This is a genomic window from Bartonella sp. AA168HLJHH (genome assembly GCF_042197365.1).
GTDB lineage: Bacteria > Pseudomonadota > Alphaproteobacteria > Rhizobiales > Rhizobiaceae > Bartonella.
The window spans coordinates 395,054-414,908 of sequence record NZ_JBHIRS010000001.1 but is presented as its reverse complement, the minus strand read 5'-3'; the positions used below and the strand labels follow the sequence as shown (position 1 = coordinate 414,908).

The window sequence follows — 19,855 nt, the reverse complement described above, 5'->3', positions numbered from 1 at the left end:
CATTAGCACCACCATCTTTATGCTTTTAAAGGAGCAAACCGGCACCATTACACACTTTGCTAATTCCCAATGTTGAAACAAGCCCTTGGTATTTTAGACGGTTTGTAAAAAGCATTTTAGTCTTTCTTGCACAGTTTCACCCACGCGGTTATCCCCGCTTGTAACGTGCAAGCAAATGGTTTTTATTTATTCAACATGGAACAGCTTTGAAATGAGAGAATCTTACGGTATTCAGGGTTCTAATTTAACTTGAATAACACTAAATTATCATTATAAATAAAATTGTTATGATAAAAAATTTAATATCCATCAATCTGCAAACGGATTGTTTTCTCTCTAAATGCGCTTCATCTGCAAACCACTTCATGTGATTCATTTCACAGACAGATTGACCAAATTCTTGGTTCTAAAATATTCTGCTCAACTCTATATTTATTCAAGCTAATTGAAATCAAAATCCCTGTTAAGAAAAAAACCAAAATCAGACAGAGGCAATATCGCATTTTAAAATATGTGAATGTATCTTATATAACAGCACGACAAGACAATATTTTACAGCATAAAAGAATAAAACTCTTTGAAAGAAATAAAAAGAGAGGTGCATTTTATGTTAACTTACTCTTCACTAAAAATGAAGATTGACACCAGTGCCGATGTGCAAACAATCCAACTTCTTTGAGAAAATTCCTCTTGGCTTCCCACTTCATATGATTTACTTACATTAAGGCTCTATGAAAAAACTCTGCACTTTAAGACTATTGACCACTCACTTAAACACCTTGTGTGCAAAGTTTTTGCATATCCTGTATCGCCATTATTAAGTGATAGTGTTTACGGTGCTGTAAGATACAATAACACTTACTGCATTAGAGAAACTGAATTTTTATCAATATCGCGATTAAAAACGTAACGTTTTTCATAAACCTCAACAGTTGGAGGTTGACGATTTTTTTCAAAAAAATCATAACCTTTCTTAAGCATAACCCAGAATTGATAATGAGGATTCTTGCTATGACGTGACATATTATCCTCGGTCATGCGGAAAGGAAAAGCCTGCAACTGAAACTCTCTTTGTCCTCCTTTAAAAGCATCCCGTGCAAACGCATAAATCTGAGCCATGTTCTTATCACTCATAGAATAACAACCTGCGGAAAAGCAAGAACCATGCACCATAAGATTGCTTCCTGTGCGACCATTTTCCTGATCATAAAGGTTAGGAAATCCTATATTAAAAGAGAGATAATATTTTGAATAAGGATTCATTTGGTTTGCGCTAATAGTATAAAAACCCTCTGGTGTCTGAAGATCCCCTTCTTTATATTTAGGTCCAAGCTTACCAGACCATTTGCAAATGCCATAGCGAGCAACCAAGATAAAAGGTCCTGAACGAGATTGCTTCCAAACTTCAGCAAGATTTTCTTCCTTAAAAAACCGCATCATAATCGGTGCATAGGGATCTATATCATACAGAACCATTCTATTTTTGATTTCTTGCGGCAACGGCTGTTCAACTTTAGCGCGAATAGAGGCTGGTAATCTTCCTTCACATGCTGCCAATAGTCCCATTACAAACAACACACACACAGCAAGGAATCTGCTAAATGTCATCGAATAAAACTCCAATCCAACACCCCTCACAAAAAATAACCTATGTTAGAGACCGACCAATTTGAAGGTATTTTTCCCTTCGCTCTTGTTTAAGCACTTGACCATCTTTTCCAGCCATAGCTTTTAAAGCTTCTGAAATAACATCACCCGTTGCATCAATGACAATCTCTTTGCCACGATGCGCTCCCCCTAAAGGTTCCGAAATAATGCCATCAATAATCTTTAAGCGATACAAATCTTGAGCGGTAATACGCATATTCATTGCAGCATCTTTTGCACGAGCTGGATCACGCCATAAGATAGAAGCTGCTCCTTCTGGTGAAATAACAGAGTAAATTGCGTGCTCCAACATATAAACTTTGTTGGCAGCCGCGATTGCTATCGCCCCTCCAGAACCGCCTTCTCCAATAACAACGGAAACCACAGGAACTTTCAAACGCAAAGTTGTAGCTGTTGATTGAGCAATTGCTTCCGCTTGCCCACGTTCTTCAGCGCTTACCCCAGGATAAGCACCTGCTGTATCAATAAAAGTGAGGAGTGGCAAACCAAAGCGGTCAGCCATTTCCATAATACGTACAGCTTTACGATAGCCTTCTGGACGCGCAGAACCAAAATTATAGCGCAAACGTGTTTGCGTATCGTGACCTTTCTCTTGACCAATATAAGCAACGGCCTCACCTTTAAAGCGTGCAAACCCCGCTTGAATAGCCTCATCTTCAGCAAACTTTCGATCTCCGGCCAAAGGCGTAACATCACTCAATAGGCGTTTAGAATAGTCCATAAAATGGGGACGATCCGGATGACGAGCGACTTGTGTTTTTTGCCACGGCGATAATTTTTTATAAATATCGCGCAACGCTGTTTGGGAACGCGTTTCAAGACGAGCAATCTCGTCACTCATATCAAGACTGCCTTTTTCCTGAGAAATTTTTTTTAATTCAAGAATTTTCCCATCAAGATCAGCAACTGGTTTTTCAAAATCAAGATAATTATACATTTGTGTCAACTCATTCAGTGTCACTTATACACTTATAATTTGCTTTATAAAGTCTTTTTCAAAAACATCACCTTTTCTTTAACGAGCCTTTTGCTCATCGGCAAGTGGATGATGCTCATTGACTAAACGATAAAGTCCCTCTTCCAACACATGGGTATAAATCTGAGTGGTAGCAATATCAGAATGACCTAACAAATGTTGAACGGCACGCAAATCAGCACCATTTTGCAAAAGATGACTAGCAAAAGCATGACGCAACACATGGGGAGAAAAGCTATCACTTCCTATCCCTGCTCTTCTAGCGAGATTTTTCAACTCTCGTGCAACGACTTGACGAGCAATATATCCTGTCTCGGAATGCGCAGGAAAAAGATAAGAACTCGTAGCGTCCTTTCCCTGATCACGCAAATTTAACCACTGTGAAAGAACTTGGCATGCTTTTTTTGATAACAGCACCATTCGTTCTTTTTTGCCCTTACCACGAACCAAAACGCTGTATTCATTCCTTCGAACAGACTGAACCGGCAGACTCACCAACTCACTAATACGTAACCCTGTTGCATAAAGCATTTCAATCAATAGCTGAAGACGCAGTGCACGGAAATAACCTTTGGACCCATAGTCTGCTTGATTGACTTCTAACTCCGCAAAATCAAGCAATTTTATCACTGCATCTTCACTCATGATTTTGGGCAAAGGACGCCTCTGACGAGGTGCATCAATATCATGAGAGGGATCATCTGCTCTCAACCCTTCAGCATAAAGGAATTGATAAAACTGACGCAAAGTTGATAAACGGCGCGCTTGCGACGATGCCGCAAAACCAAAAGTATGCATAAGTGACAAAAGAGTAATTAAATCTTCTTTTTGTGCTGAAAAAAGCGAAACAGAGTGTGAAGACAATTCGTCTTGTGCCCACTGCAAATCATGCTGATAAGCCGCAAGCGTATGAGACGAAGCCCCTCTCTCCGCACTCATCATCTCAAGAAAATGATCTATCACAGCACCACTTTTCATTTCATTGATTCGCTTCCGTAGAAAGATTCCATGAATCCAAGGGAACATCAATGTACATATCCACAGTTACTGGTTCAACCCAAACCACAAGAGCACCCATTATAATGAAAAGAACAGAAAGCAAAATGAAAAGAATCATCAAAAATCTAGTCAATGTTGGCATAAGACAATAACCTACCCAAAAATATTCTATCTCGTATTATGCCTCACAAAGATTAACAGGAATTGACTTTAAGATGGATAAATGCCGAAATAAAGTTATGAAAAGCAATCGACAAAAACGCGTCCCCATAACACAAATAAAGAATCAGCTCTTATCGTCCCTTGATAAAAGAGCACTTGTCCTTGTTGGTCTTATGGGGGCAGGCAAATCAGTGATCGGAAAACGCGTCGCCACCATGCTTCGTTTACCTTTTTATGATTCTGACCAAGAAATTGAAAAAGCTGCACAAATGACAATCACGGAACTCTTTGAAATTTATGGTGAATCCGAATTTCGTGCTCTTGAACAGCGTGTTATTCTAAACCTCATGAAAAAAAGTCCCCTTGTTTTAGCAACAGGTGGTGGTGCCTACATAAATGAAAATATCCGAAAAGCCATTCACCAAAATGGTATATCCATATGGCTAAAAGTCGATCTTGATATCCTCATGCAACGTGTCTCAAAGCACCCAACACGTCCCCTGCTTCAAACAGCCAATCCTAAAGAAACCATGCAAAAACTCATGGAACAGCGTTATCCTATCTATGCAAAGGCAAACTTAACAATTAACAGTCATAAAGAAAGCCGTCATACCGTAGCACAAAATGTTATACGATCCGTACAGCACTACCTATACACAGAAATTAACAATAGGGATAACCAGCATGCAAACCAAAACCGTCACTGTTAAACTGGACAAACACTGTTACGATATCATCATTGGTCCGGGTCTGATTACACAAGCTGCTTCACAAATTAAACATGCTCTTAATAAAAAAGATCCTCATCAAACGCGCTTGGCACTTGTTACAGATACAAATGTTGCTTCCCTTCATTTGGAGATATTGCAAGCAGAATTAACAAAAAATAAAATTCATACTGTCCCTATTATTGTAGAAGCAGGAGAACAATCAAAATCATTTTCAACCCTGCAAGTTGTCATCGATCAAATTCTTGCTGCGCGTTTAGAAAGAGGCGACTGTGTTATTGCTTTTGGCGGTGGTGTCATTGGTGATCTAGCAGGATTTGCGGCAAGTATAATCCGCCGTGGCATGAACTTCATTCAAATGCCCACAACGCTTCTTGCACAAATTGATTCTTCTGTTGGTGGAAAAACGGGAATCAATAGCCAATATGGCAAAAATCTTATTGGTGCCTTTTATCAACCACAATGCGTTATTGCTGACACGTGTCTTCTTGATACCCTGCCACCGCGCGAATTTCGCGCTGGCTACGCAGAAATAGTAAAATACGGTCTCATTAACCAACCTGACTTTTTTGAGTGGCTTGAAAAAAATGGGCAGAAAATTTTCTCTAATGGCCCTATGCGAACAGAGGCCATTGTTCGCTCATGCCAATTTAAAGCTGCCATTGTAGCACGTGACGAACATGAGAAAGGAGAGCGCGCACTCTTAAATCTCGGCCATACATTTGGACACATGCTTGAAACAGCAACCGCTTATGACTCCAACCGTTTAATCCATGGCGAAAGTGTAGCAATTGGGATGATTCTAGCTCATCAATTCTCTGCTCAATTAAATTTAATAAGCACCACGCTTACACAACGCATTGAAGCGCACTTCAAATCTATAGGATTGCCTACACAATTAAAGGATATCCCAGGATGTCTACCAGATGCTGAAACTTTAATGACTCTCATTGCCCAAGATAAAAAAGTTTCGCAAAACAATTTGACTTTCATCTTAACACGCGGACTTGGCCAATCATTTATTGCAAAAAATGTTTCACCAGATGCCGTTTTATCCTTTTTGGAACAAAAATTAACAGAAATTCGTTAATTCATATTGAATATAATTGATTCGTTTTTATACTTCTATTAAAGATTAACATGATGATGTCTGCGTAGCTCAGTAGGATAGAGCACAGGATTCCTAAAGAAATTGGGCACTTTGAGAAGAAATCCTCAAAGTGAATCTGCTCAAATTCGGGGAAAGCTTCATGGGCGACTATATGCCAATCCCGAGCCAAGTCTCTTTTCAAATGAGAGAAAGGTGTAGAGACTGAACGGGCAGCACCTAAAGAGCAAAAGCTTCAAGGTGAAGAGACAGTCCAGACCACAAACAGCCGATAAGGCTGGCGGTGAAAATCGAAGTGGTATGAATCCTGGGGTCGCAGGTTCGAATCCTGCCGTAGACACCATCGTATCAGTCAAATTATTCTTTGTGCACAATATTAGGAATATAGGGAAGCATCATGAAAAAAACTTTACACATTTTAGGATTTTTCACCGCTTTAAGTTTATCACTCTTCAGCTCAAACAATAGCTTAGCTGGTTCTTTAATCATTGAAGTACCAGACAATCCAGAGCCCAAAACAGAGACCATTACCTATCAGTGTGAAACTGGAGCAGGTAAAGAGCGCATTGAGGCAGTCTATCTTAATGCTGATAATATTTCGTTGGTTGATTTCAAATGGAATGGTGACCGTGTCATTGCTGCTAATGTCATCGCGGCAACAGGAGCAAAATTTGCAGGAGCTCAGTATATCTGGTGGGAGAAGAACAAAGAAGTCACGCTTTATGACCTTGCTCAGGATCCAGAAGAAAAAAAACCTATCCTCTGTAAAGATGAGTCAACATTATTATTTTAAATAACACGGGAAATATTATGAAAAAAATTTCTTTTACTAAACAATTTTTCATTACTTTAAGTGTGCTCCTCCTCGGTTCAATTAATGCATTAGCAAGTTCTTTAGTCATTGAAGTACCAGATGATCCAGAACCAACAACAGAGACCGTCTCCTATCAATGCGATATGGGAACAAGCAAAGAGTATGTTGAAGCAACTTATTATAATGCTGGCAATATTGCGCTTGTTGATTTAAAATGGAACGGTAAGCGCATCGTTGGTTCTAATGTAATTGCCGCTTCTGGAGGAAAATATGTGGGTGGACAATACATTTGGTGGATAACTAAAAATGAAGCCATATTTTACGATCTTATTAATGATCCAAAAGAAGAAAAGCCCATCCACTGTGTAGAAGAAAAAAGCACAAAATAAGGAAGATTCTTACATTTCAAGAACCGCGCTGGCTCTCATCTCGTGATGTTCCTTCTGATGTGGGTAGCTTTTCCTCCGTTTGGTGTAATAAAAGAGCCAGCGGTTTTTCTGATTGTTTTTCTGAATGATGTCGATAAGCTGCTGTATGTGAAAGCAACATAGAAGCTACCGGTGCTGTTAAAAACAAAAAAAACATCAGCAACACTTCATGAAAAACAAAATAATGGTCCACAAATATTGAATAAAGAAATGAAGAAATAAGAATACTACCAACGCCCCAACTCGTACATACTGAAAGCATATGCAAACGCTTATAAAAATTGGAAAAACGCACCAAACCTATCGTTGCGATCAATGTCAATCCAGACCCTAATATTAAGAAAACTGTGATAGCAATAGCAACCACAAGCGATATATCATCTTTCATTCAATAATCTCCCCCCGCATAAGAAATTTCGCCAAAGCGATGCTTGAGACAGATCCCAACAATCCAATAATGAGAGCTGCGACAAAATAAGTGGTTGTTCCTGAACGAATATCGAATGTAAGAAACAAAAGAATAGTGGTTATATAAAGGGCATCCAAACCAACAATTCTATCCTGCGCCCGTGGACCACGAATCAACCGAAACAGCGCGAAAATCACCGCTAAACTTAAAAAAAACTGTGAAAAGAAAAGCCCCCAATAAAGAATCACCATACTCATAAAAAAATCTCCAAAAGCAATTGCTCATACCGTTGTTTGATCAACTGTTTGTAATCATATCCATTTTTTAAATTTAAGACATGAAGCAAAAGTTCACCCTTTTTACTATTATAGGCAACCCAAGCAGTTCCAGGGGTTGCCGAAAGGATGCATGCTAAAATAGCCAAAGCAGTGCGATTATGAAGCAGAAGAGGTACTACAATAAAACCAGATTTCTGCACTCGAGACCTTTTTGTTAAAACAAACCAAGCCACCGAAACATTTGAGAATATAGAATCTATAAATACTCGAAAAACGAGACGAAAAACCGCACTCCAGCTTTTAATAACAACCTTCTCCGGCTCCAGAAGCCGTATCATCCAACCACAAAACAAAGCGGTTAAAATCCCTAAAAGCAATTGCCCTAAACTAAAACCATTTAAAATAAGCCACATAAGGACAATGACACCACTGAAAAAAGGGGAAGGACAAAAACAATTCATTTACTTATCTCCCTATTTTCGAGAGAAAAATCCGTTAAAACGCTCCCAATATAGTTTTGAGGTTCATACAAAGTCTTAGCAGTTTCAGACATATAATGACTAACAGGACTGGCTACAATTGTTATAAGAAAACACAAAGCAAGGAGAACGGCAATAGGCGCAAATTCTATCACTTGCACACGAGGAATACGCCCTTCAAGAGAAACCCAAAAAGTTCGGATACCCGTTCGTGTCAATGCAATCAAAGCCGCAAAACCAGAGAGAGTGACAAAAATTACAAAAAGCCAATCTTGGTAAACCGGAAGAGAAGCAGAAAAATCCTCTCTACTGTGGTTTAAAATTGCCATGAACATCATAAATTTAGCAACAAAACCAGAAAAAGGCGGCAATCCAATAATCAAAATGGCACAGATACCAAAACAAGCTCCAAGAATTGCCAAGGTTACTGGAAAATAGATGCCAACTTCATCTTCTTCCTCCTCTTCATCGTCACCATACACCTCCATTGTGACAGCAAGAACATTAGCAGCCACATCTTGACAGCGTTCAACTAACTCTACCAAAAGAAAAAAAGCTCCCAGTGCTAAAGTTGAAGAAACAATATAAAAAAGTGCGCCTGCTGTCAGTGCTGTATTGCCTATCCCGATCGCAGCCAACAATGTACCAGAAGAGACAAGAACGCTATAAGCTGCCAAACGCACCAAAACTTGGCTCGCCAATACCCCAATAAAACCAACAATCATAGTGGCAAGCCCACCATAAAACAAAACCGTATGACCAAAATGGTTAAAATATTCACTTTCAGGACCAAACCATAGCAACGTTAAACGTAAAATAATATAAATACCAACCTTGCTCAAAAGTGCAAAAGAAGCTCCAACAGGCGCTGCTGCTGCACTGTAAGTTGGCACCAACCAAAAATTAAGCGGCCACATACCCGCTTTAAGCAAAAAAGCAATACCTAAAAGTGCAACACCTATTTCGAACAAAACAATATCTGTAGAAGATATATATTTTATTTTAACAGCCAAATCGGCCATATTAAGAGTACCAACGACTCCATAAATGAGCGCTATACCAACTAAAAAAAATAATGAAGCAACAAGATTAACCACAACATAATGCAATCCTGCGCGCACGCGTGTCTGACCAGAACCATGCAAAGCAAGCCCATAGGAAGCCGTTAACATAACTTCAAAAAACACAAATAAATTAAATAAATCGCCAGTCAAAAAAGCACCATTTATCCCCACCATAAAAAATTGCATTAGTGACTGAAAATGAGAACCAGCTTTGTACCAATGAGCCCGCGCAAAAACCAACACGCTAGTCACCAACAAGCTGGAAAGTAAAAGCATCATAGCGCTTAAGCGATCAAGGACTAAAACAATTCCAAAAGAAGACGGCCAATTACCAAGTCGATAAACATCGCAAGCCGGTGCTATTTCAAGAGTACGTATAATCAATAAAATGGCAGTAACGACCAACAGTCCCGCAGAAGAAAGACTGATGAATGATTTAAGTCTTGCACGACGTTCATCATAAAAAAGAAGAAGTGCTCCAGTGATTAACGGCAAAAGAATAGGCAAAATAAGGAGATGATGCACTCCTATTTCCATTATTGCACCTCACGTCCATCAACGTGATCAGAACCCGTTAAACCACGTGAAACCAACAAGATAACTAAAAATAAAGCTGTTGTTGCAAAACCAATCACAATCGCAGTTAAAACCAAGGCTTGTGGAAGAGGATCGACATAATTAGCTGGATTAATAACAGTGGTAGGATCAACAATTGGAGCAGCATTACTACGCGGTCTACTCATTGAAAATATAAAAAGATTAACACCATAGGAGATCAAGGACAAACCAAGAATGACTTGAAAAGTACGTGGACGCAAAACAAGCCAAATACCTGATCCGACAAAAACACCGATACCCAAAGAAAGAACAATTTCCATTAATTTTCCTTCTCTTTTAAAATAGGTTTCTTACCGATTCGGTAACTCCTAATTGACTGGTGTGCAAGTGCAATTAAAATGAGAACAGTTGCTCCTAACACAAGAGAAAGCACACCAAAATCAAACAAAAAAGCAGATGCCATGGGAACTTTCCCAATTAACGGAAGATGAATATATCGAAAAAAGGATGTTAAAAAAGGATATCCAAAAAACCAAGAGCCCATCCCCGTTACGACTGACAATAATAAACCAAAGCCTATCCAACGCAAAGGTAAAACTCTCAAATGCGTTTCCACCCACCGAATATCGCGTGCAAGATATTGTAAAATAAATCCTATAGCCAAAGTAATACCACCGACAAATCCACCTCCTGGCAGATCATGCCCTCGCATGAATAAATAAATAGCAAAAGCGATAATAATTGGAAAGAGCCAACCCATAATAACAGCAGGAACAGCTAAATAATTCAATACTGTATCTCCCACATTTCGATTAGGCTGTGCTATATCAAAGGCTTTCTGGATACGTTGTTGAAAAGGCGCATCAATACTCTCAGGCGCAGGACGAAAACGTCGTAAGAGTGCAAAAACAGTAAGGGAAACAACACCCAAAACCACAATTTCTCCCATGGTATCAAAACCACGGAAATCAACCAATAACACATTCACAACATTGCGACCACCAGCATCTGAGTAAGCATGCGTTAGAAAAAAATCAGAAATCGTTGTACCTTGGGGACGTGTCATCACTGCAAAAGAAAGCCATGCTACACCAGCACCTCCTACAAGGGATATGATGAAATCACGGAAACGACGCAAGCGAACCCAAAAATGAACAGCAGCTGGCCCAGGGTCATGCAAACGTTTAGGCAACCACCGTAAACCAAGCAATAATAAAACGACTGTAACAACCTCAACAACCAATTGTGTTATTGCTAAATCAGGAGCAGAAAGCCATAAAAAGGTTGCACAAGTCATCAAACCAGCTCCCCCTAAAAGCATAAGTGAAGCAAGACGATGAAACTTTGCTCGCCAAGCAACTAAAAGCGCACATAATCCGCCAACCAGCCAAAGAGCGAGAAAAGGAATATCAAGTGGAAAAAGCGGTAATGTCCCCACTGGAATGAAACCATCGCACCAAAGTAAAAGACCAACAAAGGCAAAACAGACCCAAAAAATCCAATGCAATTGGATCTGCAAACGGCGTGTTGACAAAGCAGACTCCACCGCACGGGCCCATTTCCAAGAAATAATTACGAGAATGCGTTCAAAAATACGCGGTCCTTTTAAGTGACGGAAAAAAGGAGCCCCATCATCACAGGATAAAAAATAACGATGCCCAACAGCATAGAGCAATCCGCCCCCTAATAATGCAACAAAGCTCATCACTAATGGAGTGTTAAACCCATGCCAAACAGCCAAACTATAAGGAATTGTCATTGGTCCTAAAACAGACACGACCGCATTATCTAAAATAGGTCCTATTGTTAAATTAGGAAAAATACCAACCGCTAAACAAATAAACACCAAAAGCTCCATTGGTAAACGCATGAAATGCGGTGGTTCATGGGGAGTCTTGGGTAAATTGTCAGGCTTTGGTCCTAAAAAAACGCCATGAATAAAGCGTATAGAATAGGTCACACTAAACAGACTAGCTAGCGTTGCCACATAAGGCGCAATCCAATCGAGCCATGATTCCATATGCGTTTCAACAGCTTCAGCAAAAAACATCTCTTTCGATAAAAAACCATTCAACAAAGGAACCCCAGCCATCGCTGCACTCGCAACTAAAGCAAGAGTTGCTGTGATAGGCATAGAACGATAAAGCCCTGACAGTTTACGCATATCACGTGTTCCCGTCTCGTGATCAATAATGCCAGCAGCCATAAATAAAGAAGCTTTAAAAGTAGCATGATTGGCCATATGAAAGATCGCCGCAACACATGCAAGTGGACTACCAAGACTTAAAAGTGTTGTAATTAATCCAAGATGACTAATAGTCGAGTAAGCAAGCAGTCCTTTCAAGTCTTGCTGAAACATGGAAAAATAGGCACCTAGAAGAAGAGTTGAGAGTCCTGAAAAGCCAACCAGCCAAAACCAAGATTCTGTTCCAGAGAGCACAGGCCATAAACGAACAAGCAAAAACAATCCCGCTTTTACCATTGTTGCCGAATGCAAATAAGCCGATACGGGAGTTGGAGCAGCCATCGCGTTAGGTAGCCAAAAATGAAAGGGAAATTGCGCGCTTTTTGTTAACCCTCCCAATAAAATACAAATAAGGATAGGACTATAAAGAGAACTTGACCGGATCATATCTCCAGACTGTAGCACCTTATCCAAATCAAAACTGCCAACAGTATACCCAATCAATAAAACTCCAATAAAAAGAGCAAAGCCGCCAAAACCTGTGATCGTTAGAGCCATACGCGCACCCTCACGCGCACTTGCATTATGGTACCAATAGCCGATCAGCAAAAAAGAAAAAATACTGGTAAGTTCCCAGAAAACAACCAAAAAGACGAGATTACCTGATAAAACTATTCCTATCATTGATCCCATAAAGGCCAAAAAAAAGGAAAAAAAACGCGGTACAGAATCCGCTGGATCTATGTAATAACGTGAATAAATGACAACAAGCAGCCCAATCCCTGTAATAAGCAAGCAAAAAAGCCACGACAAACCATCTATGCGGAGAATCAAATCGCTTCCCCATTCTGGAAGCCAAGAAATATCTAAACGCACTATGTGGTTTCCGCGAACTTCCGGATAAAGCATTATTGCAAAAATAAGACAGAAAAGTGCGACAACCCCAGCAAACCACGCTTCATTATTTTTTGCTGTCGAACGAAAAAAGCCAATGACAGCACTTCCACCAAAGGGAAGCAAAACGAGCAATACCAACATTGCTTCCCGTGTTGTCATTCTTTAAACTCCATTTTACCTTAATATTTTGTCATCGACAAAACAAAAACTTATATTCTCACCCCCATTCCACACTTAATGATAATAAGATTTAATAAAACTTAAAAGCATTTAAAATTTTTAAAAAAACAATGCTTGCATGAAAATACTGCGCACCACACAAGTCTTCTCTTTATTGTAAGAACAATAACGCTCACGACAAGAAGCAATTAAAATTTTATTTAATTTCTATCCTTTAAAAAAGCGTGATAAACACTGCCTACGCCCCCCATGAAAAGGCTGAAAACTATTATCATTTTTATTATAAGAGCGATAACGCGCAAGGCAAGATTCAATATGTTGTTTAAACATCCATGGCTCTTTTTTTTCTAATTTTTCCGAAGAAGACGTTAAAAACACTTTTTTAGCATCTGGTACAACTTTTAATGATGCGCCTTTTGTGCTTAAGTGCGGTGATGTAATAAATGCCACTTCAGGATACCACCAATTATCACTGTATTTACGATAACCACGCCGATAATGACGATAACCTTTAAAACCATTAAGTTCTCTACGCCCCGTAAAAATCAAAGGCACCGAAATATCTTGGAGAGAAGTCTGAGTAACCAGTTTGGCTTTAGCATCACTCCTATTTTGCCCCCAATTAACAAGAGTGGTTGTTATAATGAAAAAACTGCTAACAAATACAAAAGCTAAAGCATAATATAATTTTTTTTTCATACTCATAACAAAAAACTCAACATAATAAACAACAGTAATTACAGAAAGCCTTTCTCTTGCTGGACAGAAACAGATTCTTTTCTTAAGATTCTTTTTTCTTGAGACATTCTGTTACTCTTTGTACTAAACGTTGATCTTGGCAATAAGATCCTACAAAAAAGAATGAATAAATGATGATAAAAACCCCCTACTATCTTATAGACAAATCGAAACTCATCAAAAACATGCAAACAATTTCTCGTTTACGGGAAATGTCCGGAGCTAAAATTTTACTTGCTTTGAAATGTTTTGCCACATGGAGTGTTTTTGATTTAATGTCTGAGTTCATGGATGGAACCACATCATCATCCCTTTATGAACTGCGTTTAGGAAGAGAAAAATTTGGCAAAGAAACCCATGCTTATTCAGTGGCTTGGGCAGATGATGAAATTGATGAAGCCTGTAGTTATGCAGATAAAATCATCTTTAATTCCATCCAACAGCTTCAACGCTTTTCTGATGCAACAAAAACCATTCAAAGAGGTTTAAGGTTAAACCCAGGAATGAGCGCATCAAATTTTGATCTTGCCAACCCCTCTCGCCCTTTTAGCCGCTTAGGAGAAACAAACCAAAGCGCTATCAAAGAAGTTCTGCCTCTTATCAACGGATTGATGATCCATAACAATTGTGAAAATGCTGACTTTAATCTTTTTAACCAAATGCTTGGGTATATGGAAGAAAAATTTGCAGAACTTTTTTCTGCTGTTGACTGGATAAGCCTTGGCGGCGGAATCCATTTTACGGCTGAAAATTATCCTCTAGAAGCTTTCGCAAAACGCTTAAAACAATTTTCTAAAACTCATGGTGTCACTCTTTTTCTAGAACCAGGAGAAGCTGCTATTACCAAAAGCACCACTTTAGAAGTCAGTGTTCTTGACACATTGTATAATGAAAAGAATCTAGCCATCGTTGATAGCTCAATTGAAGCACATATGCTTGATCTTCTCATTTATCGTGAGAATGCCAAATTAGAACCCAATCAAGGTCCACACGAAATTATGATTTGTGGAAAGTCTTGTCTTGCCGGCGATATTTTTGGAACATTTCAATTTCAAAAACCTCTTAAAATAGGCGATAGACTGTCTTTTCAGGATGCAGCAGGTTATACAATGGTCAAGAAAAACTGGTTTAATGGCGTTACAATGCCTGCTATTGTTCTCAAAGAGTGCGATGGTACATTAACACTTCAACGCCAATTCAGCTATAACGACTATCAGGAAAGCCTTTCATAAAGATAAACCATAAAAAACGTCATACAACAGTATTAAAAAGGAGATGGACCTACAATGAAAAAAAATGTTCTCATTATTGGTGCCGGAGGTGTTGCACAAGTTGTTGCGCATAAATGCGCTCAAAACAACGATATTCTTGGTGAAATTCATATTGCTTCACGAACACTCAAAAAATGTGAGGCCATCATTGCTTCTATTAAAGAAAAAAACACAATGAAAGAACAGGGTGTTTTCAAAAGCCATTCGCTCAATGCCATGAATGTAGAAGAAACTATAAAGCTCATCCAAAAGACCAAATGCGAAATTGTCATTAATGTTGGTTCTGCCTTTCTTAATATGTCTGTTCTTTCAGCTTGTATTGAAACCAAATGCGCTTATATCGATACCGCAATTCATGAAGACCCATTGAAAATTTGTGAAACACCTCCTTGGTATGGCAATTATGAATGGCCTCGACGTCAAGAATGTGAAAAAGCTGGTATAACCGCTATTTTAGGAGCAGGTTTTGACCCAGGTGTAGTGAATTCTTATGCTGCATTAGCGCGCGATGATTATTTTGATAAAATCACAGATATTGATATTATTGATATTAATGCCGGAAATCATGGGCGTTGGTTTGCTACAAATTTTGATCCAGAAATTAACTTCCGTGAATTTACAGGACAAGTATGGTCATGGCAAAATAAAAAATGGACTTCCAATAAAATGTTTGAAATCAGCCATGAATGGGATCTTCCCGTTGTGGGAAAACAAAAAGCCTATATGACAGGACATGATGAAATTCATTCACTTTCCAAAAATCTTGATGTAGAGAATGTCCGTTTCTGGATGGGATTTAGTGATCGTTATATCACTGTTTTTACGGTTCTAAAAAACCTCGGACTCTTATCCGAACAACCAATTAAAACGGCAGAAGGTCAAGAAGTTGTGCCCTTGAAAGTCGTAAAGGCCGTCTTACCCGACCCTTCCTCTCTTGCCCAAAACTACACAGGAAAAACCTGTATTGGGGGTCTTATTAAAGGCGAAAAAGATGGAAACCCGAGAGAAATTTTTATCTATAACATAGCCGATCACAAACAAGCTTTTCATGAAACTGGAGCACAAGGCATTTCCTATACAGCTGGCGTACCAGCAGCCGCAACAGCCCTTCTTATTGCCACAGGCGAATGGGATGTTAAAACTATGGTCAATGTAGAGGAATTACCACCCCACCCTTTCCTTAAATATCTTGATCATATGGGGCTTCCCACTTTTATAAGAGAACAACAAGAGGATAAAAAATTACAATTTTAATACTTATAGAAAGCATATGCTTAATTTTTTAAGTTATCACAAAACTGCTCAATGAAAACAAACTTAATATTCTCGTGTAATTATGGTTTTCAAAAAAATTTTAGCTATTCGTTATATTTTGGCAACATTGCGATTTCTTAACAACCTTAAAGAAGAGACATATCATCTTTTTAAGACATAGCAAGCAATGATCAAGATAAACAGAGAAGCAAAAACTAATTTAATCACACTGTATGACTTGTCTTATCATCAAAAAGATAGTGTCATAAACAAAAGATATAAAAATACTGCTCTTTTAAAGAAGAGCGGTATTTTTTAGAATATTCAATCCCTTCCCTCTTCATATATAACGTTACGCTGAATACTATAAGATTATCTTAATCACAAACTCTCTCACATTGAAGCAATTAAAATCTTTTGTCTGCACATCACAAACAAAGCAAGCGTATGAGTAAAAAATGACAAATTTCTCTTATGAAAACGCTCAAATAATAAAGAGCTTTAGCAATATTGAAAACTGAAAAAGTGTATTATAATGTCAGTGTGTACTTTTACTAAACATAAAGATGATGGTGCACAATAGGTCTTGTAACAGTTTGAATGAATTTCATATATTTCAAGAGGAACTTTACAGTTATACCATTCACGAGCCACCATCGCGAAGTAGATTTGAGCATTTTGAGAGATGTTTGCTTAACACAAAACACGCAGATAAGCTCGGAATCCTATCTTAAATATTTTATAACAGTATAAAAACTACCCCATATATAAAACTTTACATAGACTAAACACCACTGCTCTAAACGATAGTGCACAACAGGATAATCAATCAAAACTGCACAACAGATATCTAAAAAAGTAATTATCGAAAAGCATACAACAAATGGAACATTCCAATACTATTGGTTATATTCCTTTTTTTGTTGCATGCTTCACTAATATTTTCTGCCCCCCCGTGCCTTTTAAAATGTACTTTTTAAAAGCTTTTTAAATATGAAGTGGTTTAGCAAATGTTGCCAAAGCTGCCTCACGCACGGCTTCTGATAAGGTAGGATGTGCATGGCAACAACGTCCCAGATCTTCTGATGAACCACCAAATTCCATTAAAACTGCAATTTCATGGATCATTTCACCAGCACCAAATCCAAGAATATGTCCTCCTAATACCCTATCTGTTTTTTTATCAGAAAGGATTTTAACGAACCCATCACTCTTTTGCATTGCACGTGCACGACCATTGGCCATAAAAGGAAATTTGCCAACATTATATTCAATACCAGCAGTTTTTAGCTCTTCTTCTGTTCTTCCTACACTCGCAATTTCCGGCTGTGTATAAACAACACTAGGAATAACATCAAAATTAACATGCCCTTTTTGACCTGCCAAAATCTCTGCCACAGCAATGCCTTCTTCCTCTGCTTTATGTGCTAACATTGGCCCTTTTACGACATCACCAATTGCATAAATTCCTGGAACATTCGTCTGCCAATGGGCATCAATTGCAATAAATCCGCGTTCATCTAACTGAACACCAGCCTCTTGTAAGCCAAGCCCCTCTGTATAAGGAGAACGTCCAGTAGCAATAAGCACAACATCAGCCTCTAAAGTTTCAGCCTCACCACCTTTGACAGATTCAAAGCTCACCTGAGCAGTTAAGCCAGATTGTGTAACAGCTGTCACCTTTGCACCCGTTTTATATTCAATCCCCTGTTTTTCCATTAATTTCTGAAATTGCCGTGAAACTTCACCATCCATTGAGCCCAAAACTTTATTAAGATACTCAATAATGGTCACTTTAGCACCCAAACGGCTCCAAACTGATCCAAGTTCTGAACCAATGACACCAGCACCCACTACAATCATATGCGCTGGTACTTTTTCAAGTGAAAGGGCTCCCGTAGAAGAAACAATAGTCTTTTCATCAATTTCAACATTCACCCCTGGAATTCCTGAATTCTCTGAACCGGTAGCAATAATAATATTTTTTGTTTCAATTGTTTGTTTATTACCATCTCTGGCAACAACTTCCACATGACCCGCACTCAAAATTTTGGCTGTCCCAAAAAAAGTATCAACTTTATTTTTTTTCATCAAAAAAGAAACACCACTGGTATTGGCTGTCACCACAGCTTTCTTATGAACCATCATTTGTTCAAGATTAAGCTTAGATTTACCAATAGAAATACCAAGCGTTTCAAAACCATGCTGGGTTTCAGCAAACACTTCTGAAGCATGCAACAACGCTTTAGAAGGAATACAACCAACGTTGAGACATGTTCCTCCTAATGTTGTACGCTTTTCAATAATTGCTACTTTAAGTCCCAGTTGCGCCGCCTTTATTGCTGCTACATAACCACCTGGACCCGCTCCGATCACAGCCACATCATAAGACATCCGTTTCTCCTTTCATCCTGAAAACTGTATTTTACAAATCAAGAACAAGGCGTTCCGGATCTTCTAAGCTTTCCTTAACACGCACAAGGAAAGTTACAGCCTCTTGCCCATCCACAATACGGTGATCATAAGAAAGCGCTAAATACATCATGGGGCGGATCACAACTTGGCCCTCAACAACCATTGCTCGCTCTTTAATCGCGTGCATTCCCAAAATACCAGATTGTGGTGCATTCAAAATCGGTGTTGACATCAACGATCCATACACACCACCATTGGTAATGGTAAAAGTTCCACCTTGCATATCAGAAACGGCTAATTTTCCATCACGCGCAAGACGCCCCAAACGACCAATCTCTTTTTCAATCTCTGCCAATGACATTTGATCTGCATCTCGCACCACTGGAACAACAAGCCCTTTATCCGTTCCAACAGCAATTCCAACATTGACATAGTTTTTGTAAACAATATCTGTCCCATCAATCTCGGCATTAACAGCAGGAAGTTCTTTTAATGCATGACAAACAGCCTTGGTAAAAAAACCCATAAAACCAAGCTTAACGCCATGTTTCTTTTCAAAAAGATCCTTATAACGCTTGCGCAAATCCATCACCGCTGACATATCAACCTCATTAAATGTGGTTAACATTGCTGCTACATTTTGTGCATCTTTAAGACGGCGAGCAATTGTTTGACGCAATTTCGTCATACGAACCCGCTCTTCACGTGTTTCTTGGACAGGAGTTGTCGAAGAACTCGTCGCAGAAGAAGAGGGTGTAGGGGCATTTGTACTTTGTTTTAATCCACCAAGAACATCTTCTTTAAGAATTTGTCCACGTTTTCCAGAACCTGAAATATCGCTTTTTGCAACATTATTTTCAGCCATCAATTTTGCTGCTGAAGGAGAAGGAGGCATTGCACTACTCAAAGCAGGTTTCTCCGATTCAGATGAAGGCGCTGGAACAAGTGTAGCAGAAGGTGAAAATGATTGGGAGACACCAGCTTCTCCAGCTTTCACCACTCCTAAAAGAGCATTTACTTCAACCGTATCGCCTTCTTTTGCAATGATTTCAGATAATTTTCCAGCAACAGGAGAAGGAACTTCAACGGTTACCTTATCAGTTTCTAATTCAACCAAAGGCTCATCCATAGCGACAGCTTCGCCAAGTTTTTTAAACCATTTACCAACCGTTGCTTCGGTAACCGATTCGCCCAAAGTAGGAACACGAATTTCAGTAGTCATAATATTTTTCCATACATCAGAG

General features: G+C 38.9%; 18 protein-coding genes. 6 read left to right on the top strand and 12 right to left on the bottom strand.

Annotated elements, in window-relative coordinates; translation table 11 throughout:
• Positions 1-858: 858 nt before the first annotated feature.
• From ACFINM_RS01615 to ACFINM_RS01605, 3 genes are all read right to left on the bottom strand, one after another.
• Positions 859-1,608, bottom strand: a complete 750-nt coding sequence (locus ACFINM_RS01615; RefSeq protein ID WP_375639912.1) for a L,D-transpeptidase family protein — start codon at positions 1,606-1,608, stop codon at positions 859-861.
• A gap of 40 nt (positions 1,609-1,648) precedes the next feature.
• The gene (locus ACFINM_RS01610; protein WP_375611312.1) at positions 1,649-2,605 is read right to left on the bottom strand and encodes an acetyl-CoA carboxylase carboxyltransferase subunit alpha; all 957 of its coding nucleotides are present in this window, start codon (positions 2,603-2,605) and stop codon (positions 1,649-1,651) included.
• A 78-nt stretch (positions 2,606-2,683) separates the two neighbouring features.
• Positions 2,684-3,622, bottom strand: coding sequence for a site-specific tyrosine recombinase XerD (locus tag ACFINM_RS01605; protein ID WP_375611313.1), 939 nt, complete (start codon positions 3,620-3,622; stop codon positions 2,684-2,686).
• A 260-nt stretch (positions 3,623-3,882) separates the two neighbouring features.
• Between ACFINM_RS01605 and ACFINM_RS01600 the strand changes: the two genes are divergently transcribed.
• From ACFINM_RS01600 to ACFINM_RS01585, 4 genes are all read left to right on the top strand, one after another.
• Positions 3,883-4,515 (top strand): shikimate kinase, encoded by a 633-nt coding sequence (locus ACFINM_RS01600; RefSeq protein WP_375606223.1) that lies wholly within the window; start codon positions 3,883-3,885, stop codon positions 4,513-4,515.
• A complete protein-coding gene (aroB, locus tag ACFINM_RS01595; RefSeq protein ID WP_375639908.1) occupies positions 4,490-5,623 on the top strand; it encodes a 3-dehydroquinate synthase in 1,134 nt (377 codons plus the stop codon). Before ACFINM_RS01600 ends, aroB begins: the two co-directional genes overlap by 26 nt.
• Before the next feature lie 415 nt (positions 5,624-6,038).
• On the top strand, positions 6,039-6,434 hold the full coding sequence (locus ACFINM_RS01590) for an MliC family protein (protein ID WP_375611315.1): 396 nt from the start codon (positions 6,039-6,041) through the stop codon (positions 6,432-6,434).
• Between the two features lie 17 nt (positions 6,435-6,451).
• Positions 6,452-6,844, top strand: a complete 393-nt coding sequence (locus tag ACFINM_RS01585) for an MliC family protein (protein ID WP_375639905.1) — start codon at positions 6,452-6,454, stop codon at positions 6,842-6,844.
• 16 nt (positions 6,845-6,860) lie between these two features.
• On the opposite strand, the gene mnhG is transcribed toward ACFINM_RS01585, so the two are convergent.
• The 7 genes from mnhG to ACFINM_RS01550 form a co-directional block, all read right to left on the bottom strand.
• Positions 6,861-7,271 (bottom strand): monovalent cation/H(+) antiporter subunit G, encoded by a 411-nt coding sequence (mnhG, locus tag ACFINM_RS01580; protein ID WP_375611317.1) that lies wholly within the window; start codon positions 7,269-7,271, stop codon positions 6,861-6,863.
• Positions 7,268-7,549: a K+/H+ antiporter subunit F gene (locus ACFINM_RS01575; protein ID WP_375606068.1), complete on the bottom strand. Its 282-nt coding sequence runs from the start codon at positions 7,547-7,549 to the stop codon at positions 7,268-7,270. The genes mnhG and ACFINM_RS01575 overlap by 4 nt, the downstream gene beginning before the upstream one ends.
• Positions 7,546-8,031: a Na+/H+ antiporter subunit E gene (locus ACFINM_RS01570; protein ID WP_375611318.1), complete on the bottom strand. Its 486-nt coding sequence runs from the start codon at positions 8,029-8,031 to the stop codon at positions 7,546-7,548. Before ACFINM_RS01570 ends, ACFINM_RS01575 begins: the two co-directional genes overlap by 4 nt.
• Complete coding sequence (locus ACFINM_RS01565; RefSeq protein WP_375620914.1) at positions 8,028-9,650, bottom strand: monovalent cation/H+ antiporter subunit D; 1,623 nt, start codon at positions 9,648-9,650, stop codon at positions 8,028-8,030. The genes ACFINM_RS01570 and ACFINM_RS01565 overlap by 4 nt, the downstream gene beginning before the upstream one ends.
• A complete protein-coding gene (locus ACFINM_RS01560; protein ID WP_273790150.1) occupies positions 9,650-9,991 on the bottom strand; it encodes a Na+/H+ antiporter subunit C in 342 nt (113 codons plus the stop codon). The genes ACFINM_RS01565 and ACFINM_RS01560 overlap by 1 nt, the downstream gene beginning before the upstream one ends.
• Complete coding sequence (locus ACFINM_RS01555) at positions 9,991-12,912, bottom strand: monovalent cation/H+ antiporter subunit A (RefSeq protein WP_375639901.1); 2,922 nt, start codon at positions 12,910-12,912, stop codon at positions 9,991-9,993. The genes ACFINM_RS01560 and ACFINM_RS01555 overlap by 1 nt, the downstream gene beginning before the upstream one ends.
• A gap of 228 nt (positions 12,913-13,140) precedes the next feature.
• The gene (locus tag ACFINM_RS01550; RefSeq protein ID WP_375639897.1) at positions 13,141-13,638 is read right to left on the bottom strand and encodes a BA14K family protein; all 498 of its coding nucleotides are present in this window, start codon (positions 13,636-13,638) and stop codon (positions 13,141-13,143) included.
• Between the two features lie 167 nt (positions 13,639-13,805).
• On the opposite strand from ACFINM_RS01550, the gene ACFINM_RS01545 reads away from it, so the two are divergent.
• Positions 13,806-14,903: a carboxynorspermidine decarboxylase gene (locus tag ACFINM_RS01545; protein WP_375640018.1), complete on the top strand. Its 1,098-nt coding sequence runs from the start codon at positions 13,806-13,808 to the stop codon at positions 14,901-14,903.
• A gap of 54 nt (positions 14,904-14,957) precedes the next feature.
• On the top strand, positions 14,958-16,196 hold the full coding sequence (locus ACFINM_RS01540; RefSeq protein ID WP_375639892.1) for a saccharopine dehydrogenase NADP-binding domain-containing protein: 1,239 nt from the start codon (positions 14,958-14,960) through the stop codon (positions 16,194-16,196).
• A 987-nt stretch (positions 16,197-17,183) separates the two neighbouring features.
• Here ACFINM_RS01540 and lpdA read toward each other — a convergent pair.
• Both lpdA and odhB read right to left on the bottom strand, forming a co-directional pair.
• A complete protein-coding gene (gene lpdA / locus ACFINM_RS01535) occupies positions 17,184-18,590 on the bottom strand; it encodes a dihydrolipoyl dehydrogenase (protein WP_375639888.1) in 1,407 nt (468 codons plus the stop codon).
• Between the two features lie 31 nt (positions 18,591-18,621).
• Positions 18,622-19,833 (bottom strand): 2-oxoglutarate dehydrogenase complex dihydrolipoyllysine-residue succinyltransferase, encoded by a 1,212-nt coding sequence (odhB, locus tag ACFINM_RS01530; protein WP_375622075.1) that lies wholly within the window; start codon positions 19,831-19,833, stop codon positions 18,622-18,624.
• Positions 19,834-19,855: the final 22 nt, after the last annotated feature.